The organism is Streptomyces sp. NBC_01210, from assembly GCF_036010325.1.
In the GTDB taxonomy this organism is placed as follows: Bacteria; Actinomycetota; Actinomycetes; order Streptomycetales; family Streptomycetaceae; genus Streptomyces.
Genome location: NZ_CP108549.1, coordinates 5,921,742 through 5,947,830, shown reverse-complemented (window position 1 = coordinate 5,947,830; position 26,089 = coordinate 5,921,742). Strand labels below are relative to the sequence as shown.

Below are 26,089 nucleotides of genomic sequence, written 5' to 3'. Positions count from 1 at the left end.
CGGGGGGAGAGCGCCGCGCCGTGAAGAGCGGGGTGGTGCAGGATCAGCCGCAGGTCAGCCGAGGACTGCCAGGGCGTCGATCTCGATGAGCAGGCCCTTGGGCAGGCCGACGTACACGGTCGTACGGGCGGAGGCGGCCTCCTTGAGTCCCTGCTCCTCGAAGTACGCGTTGTAGATCTCGTTCATCTCGGCGAAGTGGGCCACGTCCGTGAGGTAGATGCGGGTCATCATCACGTCGTCCCAGCTCGCGCCGCCCTCTTCGAGCACGGCCTTGACGTTGGCGAGGGTCTGGAGGGTCTGCTCGCGCAGGGTCGGGCCGGCGGGCGTCGGAGGCTGTCCTGCTACGGCGGGCAGGAAGCCGACCTGGCCCGCGACCTGGAGGATGTTGCCCTTGCGGACGCCGTGGGAGAACTTCGCGGGCGGTGCGGTGTGGGTGGCGGGGGTGATCGCGATCTTCTCGCTCATGGAGCTTCCTTGGGTGGGACGGCTTGGGAATCAGGTACAGCACCGGAGTACTCCCGGCTGATGGCGTCGGCGGTGCGGCGCAACAGAGGGAGAAGGGTGAGGAGTTCCTCCGCGGTGACGACGACATTCGGCGCGGAGACCGACATGGCGGCGACGACCCGGCCGTCCGCCCCGCGGATGGGGGCGCCGATGCAGTTGATGGACTCCTCGTGGCCGCCGAGGTCGGTGGCCCATCCCTGTTCGCGGACGACGGCGAGCTCCTTGAGGAACGCGGCGGGGTTCGGGATCGAACGGGATGTGTACATGGGGTACTCGAGCTTCTCGGCGAGAGCGCGCCGCTCGGCCTCGGGGAGGTCGGCGAGCAGAAGTTTCGCCACCGCTGCGACGGTGATGGCGACGGGCTTGCCGATCCGGGAGTACATCCGGACGGGATAGCGGCTCTCGACCTTGTCGATGTAGAGGACCTCGCTCTCCTCGTACACGGCGAGGTGGACGGTGTGCCCGCACTGCTCGTTGAGCTGTACGAGATGGGGGTGGGCGATCTCCCGTACATCAAGGTTCTCGACGGCTTCCTGGGCGAGCGCGAAGAGGCGGGCGCCGAGACGGTAGCGCTGGTCCTGCTGGCGGTAGACGAGTCCGTGCTCGTGGAGCGTACGGAGCAGGCGCAGGGCGGTGGACTTGTGCACGCCGAGCCGGTCGGCGACCTGTCCGAGGTCGGCGGGTCCCTGCGCGAGCAGCGGCAGGATGCTCAGGGCGCGATCGACGGTCTGGCTCATGGCGTAGCTACCTCCTCATCCACGGCTGCGGTCCAGCCGGGGCCGAGGTGCAGTGTCTCCCAGCCGCGGGCGTCGAGTGCGACCAGCCGGTCGGCATACGCCCGCGTGGGCGGCATGGCGAGATCCGCGTCGGCGGTGAGCGTGGCTGCGGCCATGAGATGCCCGTGCCGCAGCCGGTGGTGGGCGGGGAGCCCGCGGAGGGTGGCGGAGAGAAATCCGGCGGCGAAGGCGTCGCCGGCGCCGACGTGGGCAACGACATCGACGCGGGGCGCGGGTGCGTGGGTGACGGTGTCGGGGGCGGGTTCGCCACGCGGGGCTACCGGACGGGCTGGAACATCGGCCTCGCCGGCGTTTGAGGCGCGGGAGTGCTGGGACGGAGCCCCCGGTTCGGGCAGGGGCGGGGAGAGGACGGGCTCCGCGTCCCGTACATACGCCGTCGCCCCCTGCGCACCCTGCTTCACGATCAGCACCTCCGGCTCCGGCAGCGCCGCGCGGACCGCCGGCGCGCCGCGCAGGCCCCACGCCGCCTCCGCCTCGTCCTCGCCGACGAACACGATGTCCGCACCCCGCGCCAGATCCAGGAGCACCAGCGGGTCCTCGGCTTCGCGCCACAGGTTCACGCGGTAGTTCACGTCGAACGAGACAAGCGCGCGGCCCGGCCTACGCGTCGTCAGCTCGCGTATCAGGGCGAGGCAGTCCGCCGACAGTGCCGCCGTGATCCCGGACAGGTGCAGGATCCGCCCCGACCACACGTCCTCGTCCCGGACCGTCGACGGCGACATCGCCGACGCCGCGGATCCCGCCCTGTAGTAGAGGACCTCATGCGCATCGGCCGCGCGGTCGCCGGCCGTACGGAAGTAGATCCCCGTCGGCCGCTGCGGATCGCGCTGCACCGCCGACGTGTCGACGCCGTACGACGCGATCGCCGCGACCAGGTGCTCACCGAAGCCGTCCGCGCCGACCCGCCCGACCCACTTCGCGCTGTGCCCGGACGCCGCCAGACTGCACGCCACGTTGGACTCGGCTCCGCCGATGCCACGTACGAATGACGGCACATCGGCGAGGCGCCCCTGCCGCGTGGGCAGGAACGTGACCATGGACTCGCCAAGACAGACGACGTCGACGGGTCCTGGCACGGTCGCGGTCACAGTCGCTCAAGCTCCTCGCTGGTGGTCGCCGGAGACTCCATTGACCCGGCGTGGCTCGGATGTTAGACAGCGGTAAGCGAAGTGCGCAATGGGTGTTGCAGAGAATGCAACGCGACAGAATGCACGTACCGTACGGCAATCTCCCGAGGAGGCCCCATGGCTGCCGACGCCACCGACAACGCCGACACCGCCGCCGGACGACTCGACCGGCTCGCCGACGAACCGGTCGACCACCGCTTCAAGGCCCTCCCCCCGGACGCCGAAGCCGCGGGCCTGACCGTCGGCGCCCTGGCGGCCGAGCGCCGCAACCTCTTCACCGGCGGCTTCACCACCCCCGTGCTCGCCCTCTCCGCCGAGTCCGTCGAGCACAACCTCGCCCTCCTCGAGACGTACTCCGAGCGCCACGGCCTCGTCTTCGCCCCGCACGGCAAGACCTCCATGTCGCCGCAGCTCTTCGCCCGCCAACTGGAGCACGGCGCCTGGGGCATCACCGCCGCCGTCCCGCACCAGGCCCGCGTCTACCGCGCCTACGGGATCCAGCGCATCTTCCTCGCCAACGAGGTCGTCGACCCGGCCGCACTGCGCTGGCTCGCGCACGAGCTGGACACCGACCCCGGCTTCCGCTTCATCTGTTACGTCGACTCCGTACGCGGAGTCGAGCTGATGGACGCGGCCCTCGGCGACGCCGGCGCCTCCCGCCCTCTCGACGTCGTCGTCGAACTCGGCGCCGGCGAAGGTGCCCGGACCGGAGCACGTACGGAAGCCGACTGCGCAGCCGTCGCCGACGCGGTGGCCGCCGCCGCAACCCTCCGCCTCGTCGGCGTCGCGGGTTACGAGGGCGAGGTACCGCAGGCCGACGGCGACCGCGTCCGCGCCTGGGTGCGCCGCCTCACCGCACTCGCCGCCGACTTCGACAAGGCCGGCCGCTTCGCCGCCACCGAGGAGATCGTCGTCAGCGCGGGCGGCAGCGCCTGGTTCGACGCGGTCGCGGACGTCTTCGCCGAGATCCCCGAACTCTCCCTCCCCGTACTGAAGTTGCTGCGTTCCGGCGCGTACGTCTCGCACGACGACGGCCACTACCGCCACCTCACCCCCTTCAACCGCATCCCGCAGGAGGGCGCCCTCCAGCCCGCCTTCCGCCTCTGGGCGCAGGTCGTCTCCCGCCCCACCCCCGACCAGGCCTTCGTCAACGCGGGCAAGCGTGACGCGGCATACGACCTCGACCTCCCCGAGGCCCAGGTCGTCCGCGACGGCCGCACCGGCGAGATCCGCCCGGCGCACGGCATCACGGTCAGCGGACTGTCCGACCAGCACGGCTGGGTCCGCGCGACTCCGGAGGCCGGGCTCGAGGTCGGCGACTGGGTCGGCATGGGCCTGTCCCACCCGTGCACGAGCTTCGACAAATGGCAGCTGATCCCGCTGGTCGAGGCGGACGGCACGGTCACCGACTACATCCGCACGTTCTTCTGAGGGGCCGGACCATGGACCTCGTCATCCGCGACGTACGCGTCATCGACGGCACCGGCGGACCCTCGTACCGCGCCGATGTCGGCCTGGACGACGGCCGCATCGCCGCCGTACGCCGTGCGGGCGACCCCGCCCTGTCCGGGACCCGCCTCCTGGACGCGCACGGCCTCGCCCTGTCCCCCGGCTTCATCGACATGCACGCGCACAGCGATCTCGCGCTGCTCCGCGACCCCGCGCACGAGGCCAAGGCCGCACAGGGCGTCACCCTCGAAGTGCTCGGCCAGGACGGCCTGTCGTACGCACCGGTCGACGACCCGACCCTCGCCGAGGTCCGCAAGGCGATCACCGGCTGGAACGGCGGTGCACCCGGGGACACAACCGTCGACTTCGACTGGCGTACGGTCGGCGAGTACCTCGACCGGCTCGACCGGCAGGGCATCGCCGTCAACGCCGCGTACCTCATCCCGCAGGGCACGGTCCGGATGTACGCGGTGGGCTGGGACGACCGCCCCGCGACCCCCGCCGAGCTCGCCCGGATGAAGCAGCTCGTCGCCGAAGGCCTCGAACAGGGCGCGGTCGGCATGTCGTCCGGCCTCACCTACACGCCGGGCATGTACGCGGGCAACGCCGAACTCACCGAACTCTGCCGGGTGGTGGCGCGCTACGACGGCTACTACTGCCCGCACCACCGCTCGTACGGCGCCGGGGCTCTCCAGGCGTACGAGGAGATGGTCTCCCTCACCCGCGACGCCGGCTGCGCCCTCCATCTCGCGCACGCCACCATGAACTTCGGCGTGAACAAGGGCAGGGCTCCCGATCTGCTCGCGCTGCTGGACGACGCGCTGGCCGCCGGCGCGGACATCAGCCTGGACACCTACCCGTACACCCCCGGCTGCACCACGCTCGTCGCGATGCTGCCGAGCTGGGCGAGCGAGGGCGGCCCCGACGCGATCCTGGCGCGCCTGCGCGACGACGCCACCGCCGAGAAGATCCGCCACCACATGGAGGAGATCGGCGCGGACGGCTGCCACGGCGTACCCATCGAGTGGGACACCATCGAGATCTCGGGCGTGAGCGACCCCGGGCTCGCGAGCTGCGTCGGCAAGACGGTCGCGCAGTCGGCGGCCCAGCGCGGCGAGGCCCCGTGGATCAACGCCCGGCGGCTGCTCATCGACGACCGGCTCGGCTCGACGATCCTCCAGCACGTCGGCCACGAGGAGAACGTCCGGGAGATCATGCGGCACCGGGTCCACACGGGCGGCAGCGACGGCATCCTCCAGGGCGACAAACCGCACCCGCGCGCGTACGGCACGTTCCCGCACTATCTGGGCCGGTACGCAAGGGAGTTGGGCATCCTCAGCCTGGAGGAGACGGTGGCCCACCTCACCTCCCGCCCGGCGGCCCGCCTGCGCCTGCCGGACCGCGGCCTGGTCCGCGAGGGATACCGCGCGGACCTGGTCCTCTTCGACCCGGACACGGTCGCGGCGGGCTCGACCTTCGAGTCCCCGCGTACGCTGCCGGTCGGTATCCCGCATGTGCTGATCAACGGCAGGTTCGTGATCGAGGACGGGCGCCGTACGGACGTGCTGGCCGGCCGCTCGGTCCGCCGGACGGACCACCGACCCGCCCGGCAGGCCGTCTAGCGCACGCCCTGCGTCCTGAACTGGATGCTGATGCGAGGCCCCACCGATCGCGCCGTCTTCGGCACGGCATGCTCCCAGGTCCGCTGGCAGGAGCCGCCCATCACGATGAGGTCGCCGTGCCCGAGCGGCCTGCGCACCGGGAGCCGGCCGCCGCTCCTGGGCCGCAGCACCAGATCGCGCGGGGCACCGACGGACACGATGGCGACCATGGTGTCCTCCCGGGACGCCCGCCCGGCCGTGTCGCCGTGCCAGGCCACGCTGTCCCGGCCGTCGCGGTAGTAGCAGAGTCCGGCGGTGACGAACGGCTCGCCGAGCTCGCCGGCGTAATGGGCGGAGAGGGCGGCGCGGGCCTCGTCCAGGACGGGGTGCGGCAGCGCGTCGCCCTCCCGGTAGTAGGCGAGCAGCCGGGGCACCGCCACCACCTGCTCGTACATCTGGCGCCGCTCGGCCCGCCACGGCACACCGGACGCCAGCTCCTCGAACAGCGCGTCCGCCCCGCCGAGCCAGCCCGGCAGGACATCGATCCACGCCCCGTCCCCGAGCACGGTCCGCCGTACGTCCTTCAGCTGACCGAGTCGGATCTCGTCGGTCTGGTCGAAGAGGGAACCCTGGAGGTGTGCTGCCATGCCTCCAGGGTACCTCGGTATTCGAACATACGAACGGATCGCTCGGGGCGAGGGGAACTCCCCGCCGCCGTGACCCGGAACGGTGCCCCGTTCCGGGTCACGGCACGGCGGGCGTCACAGCACGGCGGGCGTCACGGCACCGCAGGAGTCACGGCTTCGGCAGCGTGCAGCCCGGCCGCCCCAGGTCGATCTTGTTGTCGAGGCCGACGCACGGCACGATCCCGTACGTCTCCTGGCCGTAGTTGATGCCTGGGCGCACCGTCACCTTCCCGTTCTCGTCCACCTCGCACGGGTTGTTGTCGGTGCAGCGCTGGCCGTCCTCGTTGCCGGTGTTGTTCACCGCGACGACCTTGCCGGTGGCGTTGTCGACGACGGGCGAGCCCGACGTACCACCGATGGTGTTGCAGCTGGAGGTGTAGCGGACCGAGTCCTTCCAGGTCCACTCGCCTTCCTTGAGGCGGTACGCGAAGCCGTCGATGTTGCAGCTGTAGATCCGCTTCCAGTACCCGGACACGACCTTGATGGCGGTGCCCTGCACCGGGTGCTCGGCGTTGATCTCGAGCGCCTTGATTCCGTAGCTGCTCTGGATCTGGGCGTAGGTGCGCGTGAGTTGGTACAGCGAGATGTCGGTGTCCGTCATCGTCGCGTATGCGATCTTGCTGGCGCGCAGCGTGGCGATTCTGCTGCCCGCGGAGTTGAGAAGGCCGAAACTACGACTGGACGGCTGATCGACGATGACCTCACCGGCGGCCGGGAAGCCGCTCTCTATGCAGTGCCCGTTGGAGAGTACGAGTGCGGGGTCGTCGGGCTCCGACGCGGGCATCCGCACCACCGATCCGGAACAGTTGCTGAGCGCCACCGTTCCGGCGAAGTCGACTGCTTTGACGCCGACTCGGGGAACGGTGGAGGTGGCGGCCGGTGCCGCGTCCGCGGTGGTGACCGCGATCTCGGGTGCCGCGCCCGCCCCGAGGAGTGCCAGGGCGAGGAGCGCGCCGACGAGAGGCTTGTTCATGTGGGGGTCCCCTCTTGCGACTTCAGTGACCGAAGAGCCTTCGGTTTGTCATGCGCATTGTTGGCGCATTCACGTCGGCCGACAAGATACGGAATCCGGTCAGCCGGGCGCGGGCCGGCACCGGTGCGCCCGCGTGCCGGCCCGCGTACTGACGACGAGTCACCGGCGCAGCCGACGCGGAGGCTTCGCCCCTTCCGCGGGCTGCATTCCGTATCATCACGGCCTCGCGAGCGAAAACGTCCCACTTTGCACCCTGCCGCCGGGACGATCCTCACCGACACGCGCGAAGGGGTCGAAAAACCGTTCCTGCTGTCCCCCCGCTCCGTACTGCGGCAGTGACTTCGCCCGCGGGCGCGCGTTTGCCGCTTATGGCAAGGACTACCGCGCCTGCTCGATGGCAGCGCGTCCAGACGCTCTCAGCCCCGAATCCGACGAGCCCGCCCGCAGGCGCCAGCCCGATCTACGAAGAGCTCGAACAGGAGTGGGCCGCCGCCGGCCGCACCCTGCCGGGCCGCCCTGACACCGAGTGGACCCGCCTCGCCCACTATCCGCCGCCCCCGGAGGGCGAAGCCGACGCCCGCCCCGGTCCCCCACCGCCGCGCAGGGGCTGGCTGCACGACCCGCACCCGGCCTGACAAGGTCAACGATCACGGACGGGGTGCGCCACCTCCGCCCCGGACATCGGCGGCGCGGGCGTCCCGCCAGTCGTCCAGGCGGGCACGCCACCAGCGCGCACCGCGGAACCGTGTGTCCACGCCCCCCGCCGCCCTCGCGCGCCGACCCGCCTGCGCGGCGCGCAGCCGCAGAGCGGGCTCAAGACCGGACCGGGCCAGCAGCAGCCGCTGGTTGATGACGGCCCGCGGACGCCAGTGGCTCTTGTACGCCTCGTCGCCCCGCAGCAGGCTCAGAACCTGCCGGCCCGTTCGCGCCGCGAGCTCCGCGTCGTGTCGCAGCAGCATCGTCGCCACGTCCACCTTCTTCTCCCGCAGCCCCGGGTGGGCGCCGTGCAGATAGCCGCCCGTCAGATACCCGGACTGCAGCGCCACATGGGCCGCCACCACCTCGCCGTCCAGCCGGAACTCGGTCAGCGCGGCCTCCCCGGCCCGCACCATGCGCTGGGTCGCCCGCGCCAGATGCTCCGCGAACCGCGGCTTGAGGTGTTCCTGGGCGACCCCGCGCCCCCGCCACTGGAGTTCGTGCAGCCGCAGCAGATGGTCGACGGCCGCGGGAACCTCGTGCTCGGGCACCGCGTAGCTCTCGATCTTCAGCGCGTCGATCTCGCGCAGCTCGGCCTGCAGGCGCTGCGCCCGGACGGTCGGCAGCCGCTTGACGAGCTCCTCGACCGGGACGGCCGGGAGCTCCAGGCAGACCGAGTCCGTGAGCCGCCTTCGCGCCCCCGTCCACGCCTCGTACAGCCGCTGGGCCGCCGCCCCCGGCCGTACCTCACGCAGTTCGATCACCGCGTGCCGTGCGGCGCGGTGCAGTCCCCGCTCGAGCCCCGTGATGGCGATCTCCGCGTGCTCGTCGTCGACGAGAATGTCGCCGAAGTCGGAGATTTGGCCTCCCATCGGAACGAGCAGCGGCATCGGACGATGTACGAGCATCAGGGGCGCGGCCGCGACAAGACGTCCGCCACGGCGTACCAGGACGACACGGAGCCGGCCGCCCCTCCCGTACGAGAGCCACCAGGAGAGCAGCCAGGCGTGGCTCTGGAAGGGCGTGGCCGTGGCGCACCGGCGCTGCAGCGCCTCCCACTCCGGGCGGAGTCCGGCGAAGTCGCGGGGATCGCGGCACAGTCTGACGGAAATGACCGTTCGCTCGCCGGCCATCACACCAGCTCCCGCTCGCCGGCGGGTACGGGCCCGGTCGGCGGGATTGCCTGCAAGCAGGCGGGCGGCGCCCACCAGTTGGGCAGTGGGGTGATCCACGCGAGGAGTGCGCCGATTCGTTGCGACGGCGATCCGGGGGTGGCGGGCTCCTGCTCGGGCGAGTCGGTCATCGGCTTGCTCTCTCGGTCGAGGGGTGGTGTCCGGGGCGGGCGCGTACACCACGAAGGCGTCGGCGGGGAGCACGCGTTGCGCACGGGTGGCGAGCCGCTGTCCGTGCTCGGCTGACGTCCTCCGGCGTCGCGAGCGCAGGCGACGAGACGGCGTCCGGCAGGTCTGCCGCGCCGGCAGGACCGCCGCGAGCAGGGCGAACACGACTCCGGGCCGAAGCAGTTGGCGCAGAGCACCACGGTGAAGGCCGGCGCGAACCCGTCGGCGACGAGCAGTCCCGCGGCGGAGCTGCGTCTGCCGGAGCCGCGTCCGCCGATGCTGCGCGTGCCGAAGCTGTGTGAGCCGAACGGGACGGCCCGGCCTGTCGCGTGGGCAATGTGGGACGTCGGCGCGCTCGCCATGGTCATCACCGGGTGCGCTTCCTCGTCCTGGGTCGGGGCGAGCCCAGCAGTTCCTGATGCGGGAGTAGGTGGTGCAGCAGTTCCTGGTAGAGGCCGGAGACCGCTGCGGCGGTCTCCCGCACGTCGTATGTCGCCCTTGTGTGGGTCCGGGCCTGGCGGCCCAGCGATCGCCGCAGTTCCGGCGCGGTGAGCAGCGTCGTGAGCGCCGCCGCGAGGGCCGGCGGGTCCTCCGGGGGTACGAGTCCGAAGGCTTCGTGGCCGGGCGGCAGACTCTCGCCGGCCCCGCCGACGTCGGACAGCACAACAGGAAGGCCGCAGGCCATCGCCTCCAGCGGGGCGAGCGCCACGCCCTCCCAGCGGGAGGGGAGCACGGCGACGTCCGCCGCGCGGAACCAAGCTCTGGTGTCCCGGCACACCCCGGCGAACACCACGCCGGGCGGGGCGAGTCGCATCAGTGCTTCCCGGTCGACCCCGTCCCCGACCAGCACCAGACGCGCGTCGGGCACGGCCGCGCTCATCTGCGGCCAGGCTTTCAGCAGGATGTCCTGGCCTTTCTGCCGGCAGAGCGGGCCGACGCAGACCACCAGGGGCGCGGTGGCCGGGATGTGGTTCAGCTGCGGCAGCGCGGCCCGCGCGGATGCGCTGCTCACCGTGTCGTCGGGGCTGAAGTGGCGCAGGTCGATGCCCATACGGACAACGGCCCAGCGGGCGGCGATTCCGGCCTGCTCCCCGGCCCTCCGCTCGGTCTCGCTGACGCACAGGGTCCGGGTGGTCCAACGGGTCGCGTACCGCTCCCACTTCAGCGCCAGTTCGGCGGCGCGCCCTTCCACCGCGTCGAAGGACCAGGCGTGCGGCTGGAAGACGGTCGGAACACGTCCGCGTACGGCGAGGCGGGCGGCGAGCCCTGCCTTGGCGCTGTGCGCGTGCACGAGATGGGGGCTGCTGCGGCGGATGAGGCCGGCTGCGGTCAGGACTTCCCTGACCAGCTGGAGGCCCGGTGCGCCCGCGGCGGCCCAGGTGTACACCCGGGCTCCGGCCGCCGCGGCATCCGACGCGAGCGTCCCGCCGGGCGGGCAGGCCACGACAGTTCGGAAGCCTTCGGCGACCTGCGCCCTGACCAGGTCGGTGACGACGCGTGCAAGCACCAGGTGAAAAACCGTCAGTTGGTTCTTCTCGCTCCAACTTCTCTGCAGCACGGGCGGCTCTCTTCGTACGCGGACTTCAGATGGCTCGGGCGAGCAGCGCCGCCGTGAAATTCAGCGGCGAGAATCTGCCGACACAAAGAGAACGCGGTGCCGTTCCCGTCCCGTACGCCTTCCGTGCCGCTCGGCGAGCCGGCGCAGTGGTTCGTCACTGTTCGCCCCGGCGGCGCCGTTCCGGAGCATGTTCGTGCAACGTAACAAAGCAGGAGTGCACTTTGTCAGAAAGCTAGTTGGAAATCACGTAGGACTCGCCGGTGTCGAAAGGACCAGAAACCAGGGGTGCCTCCTGCGCTCGCGTGTCGTTACCCATGTCGACGGCGGCGAGAAACGCCGCCGGAGAACAGGAGTCGTAGAGATGAAGTACTCAAGGGTTGCTGCGATCGTTGCCGGCTCCGTGGCGGCGATGGGGGCGGCATCTCCCGCGGTCGCCGCGACGACGCCCATGCCCCCCACAACCCTCAAGGCCGGCCTTGCTCAGGCCCTCGGCCAGACCCTGCCGAGCGGCGACGAGTCCACGGTGGCCAAGGTCGCCGACACTGCGATCGGCCTGAACAATGTCAAGGGCAGCGCCCCTCAGGAGGCTCTGAAGAGCGCGGGTGAGGTCACCCCGATGCTGGGCGGCGTCCAGCTGGGCGGCTGAACGGGCCGTCTGCGGCAGCGCGTTCAGGTGGGGGTGCGACCGTCGGCGGTCGCACCCCCTTCCGCTGTATGTGCAGCTCGGAACAGCGAGCAGGGTGGCGCCACCGATCGGTAACGGTGGCGCCACCCTGGTGTGGCGAAGCGGGGGGTCAGCCGTTGGAGGCGTCGTTGCCGGCGGCCGGGTTGAGGAGGCCGACCACGTTGACGGTGTTGCCCGCGACGTTCACCGGGACGTGCACCGGAACCTGGGCCAGGTTGCCGGAGACCACACCCGGCGATTCGTTGGCGGAGCCGCTCGCCTTGGAGTCGGCGAACGCGGAACCGGAGGCGGCACCGGCGGCGAGACCAGCGGTGACCAGCACCAGGGCGGCCTTCTTGGCAGTCTTCATGGAAATAGCACCTTCTGCTCGATGTTCTGCCCAAAATCAGGGCTCACACAGATCGAAACGGGTTCCCCATAGAGATGACACGGCCGACAATGCTGGTACCCCTGTTCAGCCCAATTACCCTATGAGCGCGCCGATGCGGGCCATGTGAGTGAGCCCGCAGAAACGATCCTCACGAGTCCAGTGGTCGCTCAACAAGCCCTGGACAGGCAGCGTCCGTTCCTTGTTTTACGGACACCTGACCGGTCGCCGCGATTTTCATATTGTTTTCATCACCTGATTGCGCGCAGAGTGCCCCCGCGGTGCCTCGATCAGGAATTGTTCGGCTGTGCGGAATTCATTCGGCAAAAGGGTGAATCCGGGGCCGGGTGGCCGCCCCGGAGTGGTGGAATGGCGGAGCAGAACGTGTACGGGATCCATCCGGGTACAACCCTCCAGCCGGCGGCGCATTGCGCCGTGGAGCAGTCGTGCCACCTGTTGGCATGGCGCATCCGGGTGCGCTCGGCGATCTGCTTCGCCCGGCGGAGGACCTCTCGAAGGCCCTCCGCCGGTATTTACAACGGGCCACACATGACGCAATTGCGGCATTCGAGTGTACGCCCGGAACCAAACCCTTCGAACAGAGTTGATCAGCCCGCCCCCGAGCGCCATACGTTCGAGCGGGCACTTATTCAGGGAAACAAAAGTTCCAATAAGGCGGAAAAGGCACACCGAGAAGCAAGAAAATAATTATTGCAAAGAATCTTCCCGGCAGTACGATAACTCTGCCGTGCTGCATACGAGTGACTTTTCGAGTTGGCGGCCATATTGAGGCTTCTTGACGGGAATCGAATCGTTACTAGTCCTGCAGGGGTGTTCATGAACAGGGAACTGGAAGCGCAGCGCGAAGGTCGGGCTTGCGTACAGCACCACTGCTGAAAGGATCAAAACAATGAAGCACACGAAGGCTGCAGTGGTTGTCGCCGGCATCGTCATGGCCATGGGCAGCGCTGCCCCCGCCATGGCGGACTCGGGCGCCGATGGTACCGCCAAGGACTCCCCCGGCGTCGTGTCGGGCAACGTCATCCAGGTTCCGGTTCACGTGCCGGTCAACGTCTGCGGCAACACCATCAGCGTGATCGGCCTGCTGAACCCGGCCATGGGCAACTCCTGCTCCAACGACTGACATTCTCCACAAAGCGGCACCGAGGGGCACGAAAGTGCGCCTCGGTGCCGCTTTTCTCTGATGGCTGGTTCCGGCGCATCGACGAGAGGCCGATAACGGCCCTAGCCAGCCCCCTCTCGGCTACCTACCATTCCACTCGATCCGGCTCTTCGAGAAGCACCCAGAAATGCTTGAAGGGTTGACATGGTCACGGCTAGCCATGGTCACTTCCGGATGAACCCCTCACATTTCCCCGATGGGAGAATCATGTCCCGTGCACTTTTAGCGGGTGGCGCGACAGCGGCAATTCTCGCTTCGTTGCTGGCCTCTCAGAACGCTTCCGCCGTTAGCATCGCGCCCCCCGACAAAATCACGATCGACATCGCGACAGTCAACGGATCGGGCTGTCGCCCGGGATCCGCCGCGGTCGCCGTGTCCGAGGACAACACCGCCTTCACCGTGACCTACAGCGAGTACCTCGCGAAGGTGGGCGTGGGTGCGAACCCGACCGACTTCCGGAAGAACTGCCAGCTCAACCTGGTCGTGCATGTCCCACAGGGCTTCACGTACGCGATCGCCAGCGCCGACTACCGCGGCTTCGCGAGCCTGCAGTCCGGCGCCACCGCGATGCAGAAGGCGTCGTACTACTTCCAGGGCTCGCCGGACACAGCGGCCAGAAATCACCCCTTCCGGGGCCCTCTCGACGACAACTGGAATGCGACCGACTCCACGGAATGGGGGCAGTTGGTCTGGGCGGCGTGCGGCGTGAAGCGCAACTTCAACATCAACACTGAAGTGCGGGTCAACGCGGGGACATCGGATCCGAAGAAGACGACCAGCTTCATGACCATGGACTCGACGGACGGTGCCATCAACACCATCTACCGGCTGGCCTGGAAGGAGTGCGACGAGCCCTGACAGGACTGTGCTGAGGATTTGCCATCGGACCGGCCACCCCTCGGTGGCCGGTCCGCGCGCGCTGGTAAATCGGTTGCCCCCGGTGTGGCCGTCTGCTGCACTACCCGGGTAACAGCCCGATCGACCCAGGAGACGGTAATGCGCACTGCGTTCATGTCCACCCAGAAGGTAATTTCCACCTGCCTAGAGGACATGACACTTCGTGCGAACGTTGAACTTGGGAATTCTGGCGCATGTCGACGCCGGTAAGACGAGCCTGACCGAGCGGCTGCTCCACTCCGCCGGTGTCATCGACGAGATCGGCCGCGTCGATGACGGCAATACGCAGACCGATTCCCTGGCGCTGGAACGGCAACGCGGCATTACGATCAAGTCCGCCGTCGTGTCGTTCGCCATCGATGACGTCACGGTCAATCTGATCGACACACCCGGTCACCCGGATTTCATCGCCGAGGTGGAACGGGTGCTGAGCGTGCTCGACGGTGCCGTACTGGTCGTCTCCGCCGTGGAGGGCGTACAGGCGCAGACCCGCGTACTGATGCGGACACTGCGGCGCCTGCGCATTCCCACGCTCATCTTCGTGAACAAGATCGACCGCAGTGGTGCACACGACGGACGCGTACTGCGGAGCATCTCCGAGAAGCTGACCCCGGCGGTCATCCCGATGGGATCCGTCGGCGGACTGGGCACCCACGACGCGCACTACGTGCCATACACCGCCGCCGACACCGGCTTCACTTCCGGGCTGGTCGATCTGCTCGCCGACCACAGCGATGCGTTTCTGACCGCGTACGTCGACGACGAGACGGCGGTCGGCTACGGACAACTCCGCGGCGAGCTGGCGTCGCAGACCCGGCAGGCTCTGGTGCATCCGGTGTTCTTCGGTTCGGCGGTCACAGGCGCGGGCGTGGATTCGCTGATCGCCGGTGTCAGGGAGCTGCTGCCCGCGACCGAAGGCGACGCCGACGGCCCGGTTTCGGGAACAGTCTTCAAGGTCGAACGCGGTTCGGCCGGCGAGAAGATCGCGTACGTCCGCATGTTCTCGGGAGCGGTGCGCACGCGGGACCGGCTGCGCTTCCGCGGGGACGACGAGGGGAGGGTCACCGCGATCAGCGTTTTCGACCGCGGCTCGGCCGTCCGGCGCGCGTCGGTCGGCGCAGGGCAGATCGGAAAGCTGTGGGGTCTCGGCGCTGTCCGGATCGGCGACGCGATCGGCGTCTCGCGAACCCCGGCCCGGACCCCGGGCCCGGCTTCGGCTTCGGCTCCGGCTCCGGCTCCGGCTCCGGCTCCGGCTCCGGCGGGTCAGCATTTCGCCCCGCCGACCCTGGAAACCGTCATCGTCCCCTGCCGCCCCGCCGACAAAGGCGCGTTGCACCTCGCGCTCACCCAACTCGCCGAGCAGGACCCGCTGATCAATCTGCGGCAGGACGATATGCGGCGGGAGGTCTCCGTCTCGCTCTATGGCGAGGTCCAGAAGGAGGTCATCCAGGCAACGCTGGCGGACGACTTCGGTATCGGCGTCACCTTCCGCGAGACGACGACCATCTGCATGGAACGGCCGATCGGCACCGGCACGGCGGTCGAGCTCATCGACAAGGAGCCCAATCCGTTTCTCGCGACCGTCGGTCTGCGCATCGATCCGGCGCCGGCCGGCAGCGGTGTCGAATTCCGGCTTGAGGTCGAGCTCGGGTCGATGCCGTTCTCGCTCATGAAGGCGGTGGAGGACACCGTGAAAGAGACGCTGTACCAAGGGATTTACGGATGGGAGGTCACCGACTGCACGGTCACGATGACGCACTCCGGATACTGGCCGCGGCAGAGCCATGCCCACGGCACCTTCGACAAGAGCATGTCGAGCACGGCCGGGGACTTCCGCAATCTGACACCGCTGGTTCTGATGAGCGCGCTCCAGGAGGCGGGCACCAGGGTGTACGAGCCGGTGCACCGCTTCCACCTCGAGGTCCCTGCGGACACGTTCGGACCGGTCCTGCCCGTACTGGCCCGGCTGCGTGCCGTGCCACAAGCACCGGCGATGCGGGGTCCGTCGTACGTGGTGGAGGGCGAGATCCCGGCGGCCGGGGTGCACGAGCTGGAGCAACAACTACCAGCGCTGACACGCGGCGAGGGCGTGCTGGAATGCGCCTTCGACCGGTACCAGCCCGTCTCCGGGACAATCCCGACCCGTCGGCGGACCGACCACGATCCGCTCAACCGCCGGGAGTACCTGCTGCGCGTGGTACGGCGGGTCGGCGGGCGTCGGGAGGACACGTGATCTCCGGGAGTGGCCGGGGTGTCCCTGAGGCCAAGGGCCGGGTCCTCGCGAGTTCCGGCCGGTCGAGTGGCACGCCCGCCGGTCAGGGTCAGCCGAAGCCGACCCGCTCCAGCCAGAAGTCGAGCAGCGTCCCGTCGCCGAGGATCTCGATGCCGTCGGCGCGGGCCTGCCGTCTGCGGTACACGACCAGCAGCAGGTCGGTCAGCGAGCCGCGCACCGCCACCGCGGCCTTCTCGTGCGTGCGGCGCCAGGCGATCGCGTCGCCGGTGAGGTCCACCAGCCACTCCGCCGCCGCCTCCGGCGCGGTGTCCGTGGCGTGGAAGTGGAGGGTGCGGCCGGGGCCGAGGAGCTCGCGCTGCTCGGGGTGGTACTCGAAGACCTGTGGCAGCGAGCCGAGCTCCATCCACTCGTCCAGGGCGTCAATACCGACCTCTTCGTCGAGGGTGAACTCCGCGCCGGCGGCCAAGGTCGCGTCGGCCCGGTGGATGACCGTCTCGTGCGCAAAGCGGCGGGCATAGAACTTCGCCGTCTCTCCGGGGACCGGCGTCCACAGCTCCGCGTCGGGCCCGGCGGCGCGCAGTGTGTCCGCCAGCCGCGCGGCGCCCTCGGCGAGCCAGGGGCCGAGTACGGCCGGGTCCTCGTCGGTGTACGCGGAGAGGTCGCGGAAGTGTTCGTCGGAAAGGGGGGACGCCGCCCGGGTCCGTACGATCGCCTCGGCCCAGCGGTGGCCCCCGCCGAGATGCCGCAGCAGCTGGCCGGTGTTCCAGCCCGGGCAGGAGGGCACGGGGACGGTCAGGTCCGCGTCCTCGATGGTGGACCTCAACAGCTCGGTCTGCGCGACGATTTCGTCGCAGTGGCGGTCATGGCTCAGAAGGCTCATGACACGACGGTAGGGCGCACCACGGACAGCCGGGCGGAGACTCGGCCATGACTTCGGCGAGAGCTCGCGCCGGAGCCGTACGGCAGTCACAGGTCAATGCGAAGGGAACAGCGAAGATCACAGCGAAGGTGACGCGGACAACACCGAACCGATTCCCTCCCGCCCCCGCGACCCAATCCGCAGGTGTCCGGCCCGTCCTGGTGGCCCTTTCGAAGGGACGGAGCCGCTCTCACCGAGAGATACACCAAACCGGACATTCGCGCCCCCTCCCCGTGGCCGAAAACACGGGGCGATCAGCGTTACGCGCCCGTAAGCTCGCAGACATGCAGGTGATCCAGTCGACGAAGCTCGCAAACGTCTGTTACGAAATCCGGGGCCCGGTCCTCGAGGAGGCGATGCGGCTGGAGGCAGCAGGTCATCGCATCCTCAAGCTCAACACCGGCAACCCCGCCGCCTTCGGTTTCGAGTGCCCGCCCGAGATCCTCGAGGACATCCTCCGCAACCTCGGCGACGCGCACGGCTACGGCGATGCGAAGGGGCTGTTGTCCGCACGCCGAGCGGTGATGCAGCACTACCAGACCAAGGGCATCGACCTGGACGTCGAGGACATCTACCTCGGCAACGGCGTCTCCGAGTTGATCCAGATGTCGATGCAGGCGCTGCTCGACGACGGCGACGAAGTACTCGTACCGGCGCCGGACTATCCGCTGTGGACCGCCTCCGTCTCGCTCGCCGGCGGCACCGCCGTGCACTACCGGTGCGACGAGCAGGCCGACTGGATGCCCGACCTCGCCGACATCGAGCGGAAGATCACCGACCGCACCAAGGCGATCGTGATCATCAACCCGAACAACCCCACGGGTGCGGTGTACGGCGACGAGATGCTGCGCGGCCTCACCGAGATCGCCCGTCGGCACAACCTGGTCGTCTGCTCCGACGAGATCTACGACAAGATCCTCTACGACGGTGCCACGCACACACCGACCGCTGCGATCGCCCCGGACCTGATGGTCCTCACCTTCAACGGGCTCTCCAAGAACTACCGGGTGGCGGGCTACCGCTCCGGCTGGATGGCCGTCTGCGGCCCGAAGGCGCACGCCTCCTCGTACATCGAGGGCCTGACGATCCTGGCCAATATGCGCCTGTGCGCCAACATGCCCTCGCAGCACGCGGTCGCCACCGCGCTCGGCGGCCGGCAGTCGATCGAGGACCTGGTGCTGCCGGGCGGGCGGATCCTGGAGCAGCGGGATGTCGCGTACGACCTGCTCACCCAGATCCCGGGCGTGACCTGCGTCAAGCCGAAGGGTGCGCTGTATCTGTTCCCGCGCCTCGACCCCAAGGTCTACAAGGTCAAGGACGACCGGCAGATGGTGCTCGATCTGCTGCGGACCGAGAAAATCATGGTTGTACACGGTACGGGCTTCAACTGGCCGGAGCCCGATCACTTCCGGATCGTGACGCTGCCGGCGGCGAACGACCTGGCGGACGCGGTGACGCGGATCGGGACGTTCCTGGACGGCTACAGCCAGCTCTGAGCCGGTCCCGAGCAAAAAATCACGACCCGACTCAACTTTAGACAGGATCCAAGCTAGGATGGTCTCCTGACATTGAGCAGGAGGCCATCCCCCATGTACGAGCCGATTCGCACCAGGTCACTCCACTCGATGGCCGACGATGCCGAGTATCCGCACCGCAGCCGCGAGGAAGAGCTGGACATCCAGCTCGCCGGGCATCTGTCCGCGCTGCTCGCCGTCACCGACGAGCTCGGTCTCGATACGGCCGCCGAGCGCATCGCGTCCCAGATCTCCCGCCTGCGTGGCGCCCCGCCGGCCCGCCACGCGGGCCTGAGCGGCGCCGATCCCGCGGCCCTGCACCGCCGCGCGCACGCCCTCGCGGGCCGCGCGCTCGTCGTCGCGGCATCCCGCGCCGACACTGCCGCCGCCATCCTCTCCGCCGAGCGGATGGACGCGCACACCGCCGCGCTGACCGAACTGCATCTGGTCGGCGCCCACTGACGGCCCCGGTTCACGGGCCGCGGAGGCGCGTGGGCCGGGTGCCACCCACTGCCCGACGCCTCAACGCCGGAGCCTCCGGTTTCACATGCCGGTGGGGCGGGCCCGTACGTGCATGCGCTCACCCTGCGCCCCGAACAGGCTGAGGAACTCCACGGGTTGGGGTCCGGCGTTGGCGAAGCCGTGGGGAGTACGGGTGTCGAATTCGGCGGCCTCGCCCGTGGTGAGGACGATGTCGTGCTCACCCAGGGCCAGCAGAAGTCGGCCGGACAGAACGTAGAGCCAGTCGTAGCCCTCGTGCGTCCGCTGGTCGGGCCGTACGCCCGTCGCCTTGCTGACGGGGAGGATCTGCTTGTAGGCGTGCAGACCGCCGAGATGGCGAGTCAGTGGCACAAAGGTCTGGCCGTGCCGGGTGAAGGGGCGCGGGTGGATACGGGGATCGCCGGTGGGCGGCGCGCCGACCAGTTCGTCCAGTTGCACGGCGAACGCCTTGGCCAGCGGGAGCAGGAGCTCCAATGCCGGTTTGCGCTTGCCCGACTCCAGTCGCGAGAGGGTGCTGAGCGAGATACCGGTCGTCTCGCTCAGCTGGGCCAGGGTGGTGCCGCGGTCGTGCCGCAGGGCCCGCAGCCGCGGGCCAACAGCGGTCAGCACGCCGGGAATGTCGTCGTCGGCCATCTCCCCATTTGCCGTCTCGGCAAGAAAATTTGTCAAGTCGGGCGGCACGCCGTGGAGACCCGCCGGACTGTTGCCGCCCGTCGAGAAAGGCCCGGCCCCCGGAGCCGTGAGGGGGCTCCGGGGGCCGGGGACGCGGCGGACCTGTGTGACCCCACAGGTCAGGGCGGATGTCGGATTGATCCGCCGCGACGTTTCTTCAGCTGTTCAGCCTTCAGCTGTGCTCAGCCGAGACGGGCGACCAGCGAGCGGTACTCGTCCCACAGCTCCTTCGGCGTGTGGTCGCCGAAGGTGTTGAGGTGCTCGGGGATCAGAGCGGCCTCCTCGCGCCACACCTCCTTGTCGACCTTGAGGAGGAAGTCGAGGTCGGCCTCCGGCAGTTCGAGGCCGTCGGTGTCGAGCGCCTCACGCGTCGGCAGGATGCCGATCGGCGTCTCGACGCCCTCGGCCTTGCCCTCCAGACGCTCCACGATCCACTTCAGTACGCGGCTGTTCTCGCCGAAGCCCGGCCACACGAACTTGCCCGCGTCGTTCTTGCGGAACCAGTTCACGTAGTAGATCTTCGGCAGCTTCGCCTGGTCCTTGTCCGCGCCGACCTTGACCCAGTGGGCCATGTAGTCGCCCATGTTGTAGCCGCAGAACGGCAGCATCGCGAACGGGTCGCGGCGCAGCTCGCCGACCTTGCCCTCGGCGGCCGCGGTCTTCTCGGAGGCGACGTTCGCACCGAGGAAGACACCGTGGTTCCAGTCGAAGGACTCGGTCACCAGCGGGACGGCGGAGGCGCGGCGGCCGCCGAAGAGGATTGCCGAGATCGGCACACCCTTCGGGTCCTCCCACTCCGGCGCGGCGATCGGGCACTGCGAGGCGGGCACGGTGAAGCGGGCGTTCGGGTGGGCGGCCGGGGTCTCGGACTCCGGCGTCCAGTCGTTGCCCTTCCAGTCGATGAGGTGTGCCGGAGTCTCCTCCGTCATCCCCTCCCACCAGATGTCGTTGTCGTCGGTCAGCGCGACGTTGGTGAAGACGGCGTTGCCCCACAGGGTCTTCATGGCGTTGGCGTTGGTGTGCTCACCGGTGCCGGGCGCGACACCGAAGAAACCGGCCTCCGGGTTGATCGCGTACAGCCGGCCGTCCTCGCCGAACCGCATCCACGCGATGTCGTCGCCGATCGTCTCGACGGTCCAGCCGGAGATCGTGGGCTCGAGCATCGCGAGGTTGGTCTTGCCGCAGGCGGACGGGAAGGCCGCTGCGACGTACTTCGACTCGCCCTGCGGCGGGGTGAGCTTGAGGATCAGCATGTGCTCGGCGAGCCAGCCCTCGTCGCGCGCCATGACGGACGCGATGCGCAGCGCGTAGCACTTCTTGCCGAGCAGGGCGTTGCCGCCGTAGCCGGAGCCGTACGACCAGATCTCGCGGGTCTCCGGGAAGTGCGAGATGTATTTGGTGGAGTTGCAGGGCCACGGCACATCGGCCTCGCCCTCGGCGAGCGGGGCGCCGAGGGTGTGGACGGCCTTGACGAAGAAGCCGTCGGTGCCGAGCTCGTCCAGCACCGGCCGGCCCATGCGCGTCATCGTGCGCATGGAGACGGCGACGTACGCGGAGTCGGTGATCTCGACGCCGATCGCGGACAGCGGCGAGCCCAGCGGTCCCATGCAGAACGGCACGACGTACATGGTCCGCCCGCGCATCGAGCCGCGGAAGATGCCCTGCTCGCCCGCGAAGATGTCCTTCATCTCCGCGGGAGCCTTCCAGTGGTTCGTCGGGCCCGCGTCCTCCTCCTTCTCGGAGCAGATGAAGGTGCGGTCCTCCACCCGGGCGACATCACTCGGGTCGGACGCGGCGTAGTACGAATTCGGGCGCTTGATCGGGTCCAGCTTCTTGAACGTGCCCTTGGCGACGAGCTCCTCGGACAGGCGCTCGTACTCGGCCTCGGATCCGTCACACCAGACGACGCTGTCCGGCTCCGTGATTGCTGCGATCTCGTCGACCCAGTCGACGAGCTCCTGGTGATTGGTGGGGACGGTGCCGGGAGCCGCGATGTCGCGCGCCACGATCGCTCCTAAGTGAGGGGTTTGAAGGTTGTTGCCCCGTGGGGGCTGCGACCCGGATGCTTCGTAGCCCGCTCATCCGGTGCCGACCGCACTCATCTGATGATCGGTGTCCTGTGCGCATATGTCCAGAGGACCTCTCACGTGAGCATCACCACTCATCACCCAAAACCTGCAAACCGGGGCTGGAAACCGGAGTGAGACCTGAGCTGTGAACCCGAAGCCGCGAACCCGGAGCGGGCTCGAGCCAACCGCTGTGAGCCTGGCGCGAAGCGCGCGTTACCTACGGTTGCGTAGGTACCATCCTCGTCATGACCTCTGCCGCGCCCGAAGTGACCGAGATAGAGCCAACCCCGGTGAAACCGAGGCTGCGCGGCTGGCTGCACGCCGGGATGTTTCCCGCCGTACTCGTCGCGGGGCTGGTGCTCACGGCACTCGCCGATTCCACCCGCGCCCGGGTGGCCTGCGCGATCTACGTCTTCACAGCGTGCCTGCTTTTCGGCGTCAGCGCGATCTACCACCGTGGCACTTGGGGCCCGCGCGGCGAAGCCGTACTGCGCCGGCTCGACCACGCCAATATCTTCCTGATCATCGCGGGCACCTACACACCGCTGACGATGCTCCTCCTCCCCGATTCCAGCGGCCGGACGCTGCTGTGGGCGGTCTGGGTGGCGGCCGTGGCGGGAATAGCCTTCCGGGTCTTCTGGGTCGGCGCCCCGCGCTGGCTCTACACCCCCTGCTACATCGCGATGGGGTGGGCGGCGGTCTTCTTCCTGCCCGACTTCATGCGCGCCGGCGGAATCGCCGTGCTCGTCTGTGTGATCGTCGGCGGGCTGCTCTACAGCGCGGGCGGCGTGATCTACGGAATCAAGCGGCCGAACCCGTCACCGAGCTGGTTCGGCTTCCACGAGGTCTTCCACTCCCTCACCCTCGCGGCGTTCGTCGTGCACTACGTGGGCATCTCGATGGTCGCCTACCAGCACTCGTAACCCCTCTGGCCCCTTCCGGGCGGTCCGTCCAACCACTCTTTCGGCCCTGGCCGTGGCATCGCCGCCACGGCCCTTTTTCTTGACGCCGGCCGCCTTTCGACAGTTGGCGTCATTTGACATCAACTCTCCTGTATCGACCACGCGGACGTGACTCCCGCCCTGGTCGATACAGGACAATGACGAACATGGCCGCCACCACACGTACTCCCTCGCGCGACTCGTCCGTCGCCGAAGCGCAGCCACGACCGGGTCTGCGCGAGCGGAAGAAGCTCAAGACGCGGATCGCCATCCGCAGGGCGACGTACGGTCTCATCGCCGCGCAGGGGTACGAGGCGACCACCATCGAGCAGATCGCGGAAGCCGCGGAGGTCTCGCCCTCCACGGTCTTCCGCTACTTCCCGACCAAGGAAGACATCGTTCTCACCGACGAGTACGACCCGGTCATGGAAACGGCGCTGCGGGACAGGCCGGCCGGCGAGGATCCGCTGGAGTCGATTCGGCATGTGATGACGCACGCCCTGCGGACCTTCATCCATGAGGAGCGCGAGGAGGTCATCCAGCGCACCAGGCTGATGGTGGAGGTCCCGGCGATCCGCGCCAGGATGACCGAGACCATGGCCACCACCTCGGAGCTGCTGGTCCAGGCGCTGGCCGACCGCACCGGCCGCGACCGCGACGACCTGGACGTACGGGTCTTCACGGCGGCGGTGCTCGGGGCACTGCGCGAGGTGATGCTGCACTGGGCCGCGCACGACCACCAGGACGATCTGATCGAGCTGGTGGACCGTGCGCTGACCACGATCAAGGGCGGGCTGAAGCTCTAGCTCTAGCTCCTGGGACTCCGGCCCACCCCCGCGCCTCAAACGCCGGCGAGGCGTGTTCCGGTCCCGCGCCGGCGTCAATGGCCGGCCCGGTCCCCCTTCCCGCAGGCAAGTCCGTCCCTGTTCGGGTCGAGCCCCAGGGGATCGTCCTTGCCGTTGACCTTCAGGCGGCCGTAGTCATGCGCTGAAAGCCACTGACACCGCGCCGCCGTGCCCGCCTTCACCGTCCGCGGGAAGACCGTAGGAACACATACTCCGGCCGCCCCGTAGTGCCGGTCGCAGCCCGCGACCTGCGGGCTCACCGACACCGAACTCCGCTTCTTCTGCGCCTTCCTGGGCGCCGCCGCCGGCGCGTCCGCAAAGTCGTGGACATGCGCGGACGGCGCGTCCGCGGCAAGCGCCGCCGGGCCCCCGAGATGCACCCACTGGGCGAGCGACGGAATGCCGTTCGCGTCGACCGCGAAGAGCATGTACCAGCCGGGCGGCGCCAGATTCGGGTTGCTGGTGACATTGAGGTCGATGTTGTTGCCGTCGACCGTCATCGGCAGATCCACGAACCGCTGGTTGGGGTCGGAGGAGTGCGTCACCGCCGCCGGCCGGATCAGCTCCGCCTTGGCGATGGGCCGGTCGACCGTGATCCGCTGTGTGTCCCCATACGTCCACTGCCCGTCGATCACCGAAGTGATACTCGGCCGCGCGCCCTTGAGCAGATACGGCGGGGTGTAGACCGACACATTGTGGTTGTACGTGCCGTTGCCCGGGTTGTCGCCGACGGACATCACCCGCCCGTCCGGCAGCAGGAAGGACCCTGAGTGATACGTACGCGGGATCGGGTCCGTCGCCAGGCCCTGCTCGTACGTATTGCTCACCGGGTCGAAGAACGACGCCTCGTACACCGGATCAGCCCGGTCGTGCAGTCCGCCCCCCGTCTCCAGCACCTTTCCGTCCGGCAGCAGCACGGCGGAGACGAACATCTTGCCCTCGGCGCCCGACTGCGGACGCTTGCCCTGCCCCTGGTCGACCTGGCCCTGCGGCAGCAACGGACCGTTCGTATACACCGGGTTGGGGCTCTTCAGATCGATGATGTCGGTGAGACGGTTGGCCGCCGGGTTGGTCTCGTTGTTGCCTCCGCCCATCGTCAGGACCCGCTGGTCCTGGGCCGGCGGCAGCAGCACACTCGCCGACTCGTCGCGCTGGTCCTTGTTCTGCAGACCGGGCACATCGGTGATCGTGTTGGCGGTGTAGTCGTAGATCGAGGCGCCGGAGCCCTGCGTTCCGTTGCCGAAGACATGGCTGCCGGAGTAGAAGAGCCGGCCGTCCTGCATCAGGATCATCGACGGATACAGACCCCAGTACGACCAGGTCTGGTTGACCTCGTTCATCGGCAGCCACTTATTCTGCGCCGCCGAGAACTTCTCGGCCGTCACATTGCCGGTGGAGTCCTCCTTCAGACCGCCGAAGGAGATGACGTCGCCGTTGCCGAGGACCGTCGCCGACGGATACCAGTGTCCGCCGTTCATGTCGTTGGTCCTGGTGTACGTCTCGGTCGCCGGGTCGAAGATGTACGAGTCCTTCAGCCCCTGGTAGCCGATCCTGCCGTCGGCCGACGGATAGCCCTTGTTGCCGCTCATCACCAGGACCTTGCCGTCCTGCAGCTGCACATGGCCGGCGCAGAACATGTCCACCGGCGTGGGGATGGTTCTGAAGGTGCCGTTGGCCGGGTCGTAGACGGCCGAGGTGAAGGTGCCCGCCTCGAACTGCGCCTGGTCGTTCCCGGAACCCGCGATGACCAGCACCTTGCCGTTGTGCAGGACGACGGAGTGCATGGAACGCACCGGGTTCTGCACCGGCAGGACCTCCCAGCGGCCCTTGGCGCACTCCTCGGGCGTCGCCGTGCACTGGGGTGCGGGGGCGGGCGCGGTCACTTCCTCCATGGCGTAGTCGTCGGTGGTGACCGAGCCGGTGCCGTAGACCGACACACCCCAGGTGATCTGGTCGGTATGCGGTGGCACGGCGGGCGTCCGGACCTCGGCCCGCTCGTAACCGCCGCTCATCGGGAGGGTTTTGAGGTCCGTCCAGTACTGCCAGCCCAGCGTCGTGTCGTGCCGGAAGAGGGTGACGGACGTGTCAGGAGTGGTGCTCTTGTACCAGAGCGAGAGGTCGTACTGGCTCTCCGGCTTCACCTTGGGCGCACATGTCGCGTCCTCGGTGATCATCGCCTTGCGGTCACCGTCCACGCGGCGGCTCAGCGAGACCTTCATCGCCTTGCTGCCGGAGTGCGCGTCGGCCACGGTCTCGAAGGTGAAGTCGTTGTCGCCCCAGCCGGACTTCTCCCAACAGGCGGGCATGTCCGCCGAACCGGCCGAACCGGCCGCCTCGAAGCCGGGGTTGGTGATCAGATTGGCTCCGGCGGAGGCGGGCTGCGGAGCGGAGATCAGCAGCGCGGCGGTCATTGCGCCGACGCCCAGCAGCGCGGCCGGGCGTCGGCGCCCTCTCCGGATCGTTGATGGCATGGGCAGGTCCCTTTCTGTGCTGTCCTCGGCCGGACGGGCCTGAAGGAAAGCCCGTCCGGCG

24 protein-coding genes are annotated in these 26,089 nt (G+C 68.9%); 11 read left to right on the top strand and 13 right to left on the bottom strand.

The window, feature by feature from the left end; genetic code table 11:
- Window positions 1–54 precede the first annotated feature (54 nt).
- Genes OG735_RS27245 through OG735_RS27235 form a run of 3 tightly spaced genes read right to left on the bottom strand, consistent with a single transcriptional unit; the run spans window position 55 to window position 2,338 of the window.
- Window positions 55–465: a RidA family protein gene (locus OG735_RS27245; RefSeq protein WP_327325764.1), complete on the bottom strand. Its 411-nt coding sequence runs from the start codon at window positions 463–465 to the stop codon at window positions 55–57.
- On the bottom strand, window positions 462–1,241 hold the full coding sequence (locus OG735_RS27240; protein WP_327325763.1) for an IclR family transcriptional regulator: 780 nt from the start codon (window positions 1,239–1,241) through the stop codon (window positions 462–464). The genes OG735_RS27245 and OG735_RS27240 overlap by 4 nt, the downstream gene beginning before the upstream one ends.
- The gene (locus OG735_RS27235) at window positions 1,238–2,338 is read right to left on the bottom strand and encodes a PfkB family carbohydrate kinase (RefSeq protein ID WP_327328475.1); all 1,101 of its coding nucleotides are present in this window, start codon (window positions 2,336–2,338) and stop codon (window positions 1,238–1,240) included. Before OG735_RS27235 ends, OG735_RS27240 begins: the two co-directional genes overlap by 4 nt.
- 207 nt (window positions 2,339–2,545) lie before the next feature.
- Here OG735_RS27235 and OG735_RS27230 point away from each other — a divergent pair, with 207 nt between their 5' ends.
- Entirely contained in the window at window positions 2,546–3,859 is a 1,314-nt protein-coding gene (locus OG735_RS27230; RefSeq protein ID WP_327325762.1) for an alanine racemase, read from the top strand.
- Between the two features lie 11 nt (window positions 3,860–3,870).
- The gene (locus OG735_RS27225) at window positions 3,871–5,499 is read left to right on the top strand and encodes an N-acyl-D-amino-acid deacylase family protein (RefSeq protein ID WP_327325761.1); all 1,629 of its coding nucleotides are present in this window, start codon (window positions 3,871–3,873) and stop codon (window positions 5,497–5,499) included.
- Here the strand turns inward: OG735_RS27225 and OG735_RS27220 are convergent.
- Window positions 5,496–6,125: an alpha-ketoglutarate-dependent dioxygenase AlkB gene (locus OG735_RS27220; RefSeq protein ID WP_327325760.1), complete on the bottom strand. Its 630-nt coding sequence runs from the start codon at window positions 6,123–6,125 to the stop codon at window positions 5,496–5,498. The genes OG735_RS27225 and OG735_RS27220 overlap by 4 nt on opposite strands.
- Window positions 6,126–6,273: 148 nt before the next feature.
- Window positions 6,274–7,137: a S1 family peptidase gene (locus OG735_RS27215; protein ID WP_327325759.1), complete on the bottom strand. Its 864-nt coding sequence runs from the start codon at window positions 7,135–7,137 to the stop codon at window positions 6,274–6,276.
- Between the two features lie 368 nt (window positions 7,138–7,505).
- On the opposite strand from OG735_RS27215, the gene OG735_RS27210 reads away from it, so the two are divergent.
- On the top strand, window positions 7,506–7,772 hold the full coding sequence (locus OG735_RS27210; RefSeq protein ID WP_327325758.1) for a hypothetical protein: 267 nt from the start codon (window positions 7,506–7,508) through the stop codon (window positions 7,770–7,772).
- A gap of 12 nt (window positions 7,773–7,784) precedes the next feature.
- On the opposite strand, the gene OG735_RS27205 is transcribed toward OG735_RS27210, so the two are convergent.
- The 3 genes from OG735_RS27205 to OG735_RS27195 all read right to left on the bottom strand — a co-directional run bounded on the left by OG735_RS27205 (window position 7,785) and on the right by OG735_RS27195 (window position 10,731).
- Complete coding sequence (locus tag OG735_RS27205) at window positions 7,785–8,966, bottom strand: GNAT family N-acetyltransferase (RefSeq protein WP_327325757.1); 1,182 nt, start codon at window positions 8,964–8,966, stop codon at window positions 7,785–7,787.
- Window positions 8,966–9,136, bottom strand: a complete 171-nt coding sequence (locus OG735_RS27200; protein ID WP_327325756.1) for a hypothetical protein — start codon at window positions 9,134–9,136, stop codon at window positions 8,966–8,968. Before OG735_RS27200 ends, OG735_RS27205 begins: the two co-directional genes overlap by 1 nt.
- 404 nt (window positions 9,137–9,540) lie before the next feature.
- Window positions 9,541–10,731 carry a glycosyltransferase gene (locus OG735_RS27195; RefSeq protein WP_327325755.1) on the bottom strand — a complete coding sequence of 397 codons (1,191 nt, stop codon included), beginning with the start codon at window positions 10,729–10,731 and terminating at the stop codon, window positions 9,541–9,543.
- Between the two features lie 361 nt (window positions 10,732–11,092).
- Between OG735_RS27195 and OG735_RS27190 the strand changes: the two genes are divergently transcribed.
- Complete coding sequence (locus tag OG735_RS27190; protein ID WP_327325754.1) at window positions 11,093–11,377, top strand: hypothetical protein; 285 nt, start codon at window positions 11,093–11,095, stop codon at window positions 11,375–11,377.
- Window positions 11,378–11,525: 148 nt separating this feature from the next.
- On the opposite strand, the gene OG735_RS27185 is transcribed toward OG735_RS27190, so the two are convergent.
- On the bottom strand, window positions 11,526–11,765 hold the full coding sequence (locus OG735_RS27185) for a chaplin (RefSeq protein ID WP_327325753.1): 240 nt from the start codon (window positions 11,763–11,765) through the stop codon (window positions 11,526–11,528).
- 928 nt (window positions 11,766–12,693) lie between these two features.
- Here OG735_RS27185 and OG735_RS27180 point away from each other — a divergent pair.
- From OG735_RS27180 to OG735_RS27170, 3 genes are all read left to right on the top strand, one after another.
- Entirely contained in the window at window positions 12,694–12,927 is a 234-nt protein-coding gene (locus OG735_RS27180; RefSeq protein WP_327325752.1) for a chaplin, read from the top strand.
- A gap of 246 nt (window positions 12,928–13,173) precedes the next feature.
- Complete coding sequence (locus OG735_RS27175; protein WP_327325751.1) at window positions 13,174–13,824, top strand: DUF4360 domain-containing protein; 651 nt, start codon at window positions 13,174–13,176, stop codon at window positions 13,822–13,824.
- Window positions 13,825–14,026: 202 nt separating this feature from the next.
- Entirely contained in the window at window positions 14,027–16,096 is a 2,070-nt protein-coding gene (locus OG735_RS27170) for a translation factor GTPase family protein (RefSeq protein WP_327325750.1), read from the top strand.
- Window positions 16,097–16,184: 88 nt separating this feature from the next.
- Here OG735_RS27170 and OG735_RS27165 read toward each other — a convergent pair whose 3' ends face one another.
- Window positions 16,185–16,976: a maleylpyruvate isomerase family mycothiol-dependent enzyme gene (locus OG735_RS27165; protein WP_327325749.1), complete on the bottom strand. Its 792-nt coding sequence runs from the start codon at window positions 16,974–16,976 to the stop codon at window positions 16,185–16,187.
- A 323-nt stretch (window positions 16,977–17,299) separates the two neighbouring features.
- On the opposite strand from OG735_RS27165, the gene OG735_RS27160 reads away from it, so the two are divergent.
- Window positions 17,300–18,511, top strand: a complete 1,212-nt coding sequence (locus OG735_RS27160; RefSeq protein WP_327325748.1) for a pyridoxal phosphate-dependent aminotransferase — start codon at window positions 17,300–17,302, stop codon at window positions 18,509–18,511.
- Between the two features lie 93 nt (window positions 18,512–18,604).
- Window positions 18,605–18,991 carry an SCO4983 family protein gene (locus OG735_RS27155; protein WP_327325747.1) on the top strand — a complete coding sequence of 129 codons (387 nt, stop codon included), beginning with the start codon at window positions 18,605–18,607 and terminating at the stop codon, window positions 18,989–18,991.
- 81 nt (window positions 18,992–19,072) lie between these two features.
- Here OG735_RS27155 and OG735_RS27150 read toward each other — a convergent pair whose 3' ends face one another.
- Both OG735_RS27150 and OG735_RS27145 read right to left on the bottom strand, forming a co-directional pair.
- Window positions 19,073–19,663 (bottom strand): helix-turn-helix domain-containing protein, encoded by a 591-nt coding sequence (locus OG735_RS27150; protein WP_327325746.1) that lies wholly within the window; start codon window positions 19,661–19,663, stop codon window positions 19,073–19,075.
- A 221-nt stretch (window positions 19,664–19,884) separates the two neighbouring features.
- The gene (locus tag OG735_RS27145) at window positions 19,885–21,708 is read right to left on the bottom strand and encodes a phosphoenolpyruvate carboxykinase (GTP) (RefSeq protein WP_327325745.1); all 1,824 of its coding nucleotides are present in this window, start codon (window positions 21,706–21,708) and stop codon (window positions 19,885–19,887) included.
- A gap of 308 nt (window positions 21,709–22,016) precedes the next feature.
- On the opposite strand from OG735_RS27145, the gene trhA reads away from it, so the two are divergent.
- Window positions 22,017–22,694, top strand: coding sequence for a PAQR family membrane homeostasis protein TrhA (gene trhA / locus OG735_RS27140; RefSeq protein WP_327325744.1), 678 nt, complete (start codon window positions 22,017–22,019; stop codon window positions 22,692–22,694).
- A gap of 185 nt (window positions 22,695–22,879) precedes the next feature.
- The gene (locus OG735_RS27135) at window positions 22,880–23,518 is read left to right on the top strand and encodes a TetR/AcrR family transcriptional regulator (protein WP_327325743.1); all 639 of its coding nucleotides are present in this window, start codon (window positions 22,880–22,882) and stop codon (window positions 23,516–23,518) included.
- Window positions 23,519–23,592: 74 nt separating this feature from the next.
- On the opposite strand, the gene OG735_RS27130 is transcribed toward OG735_RS27135, so the two are convergent.
- Window positions 23,593–26,028, bottom strand: coding sequence for a galactose oxidase-like domain-containing protein (locus OG735_RS27130; protein WP_327325742.1), 2,436 nt, complete (start codon window positions 26,026–26,028; stop codon window positions 23,593–23,595).
- Between the last annotated feature and the right edge of the window lie 61 nt (window positions 26,029–26,089).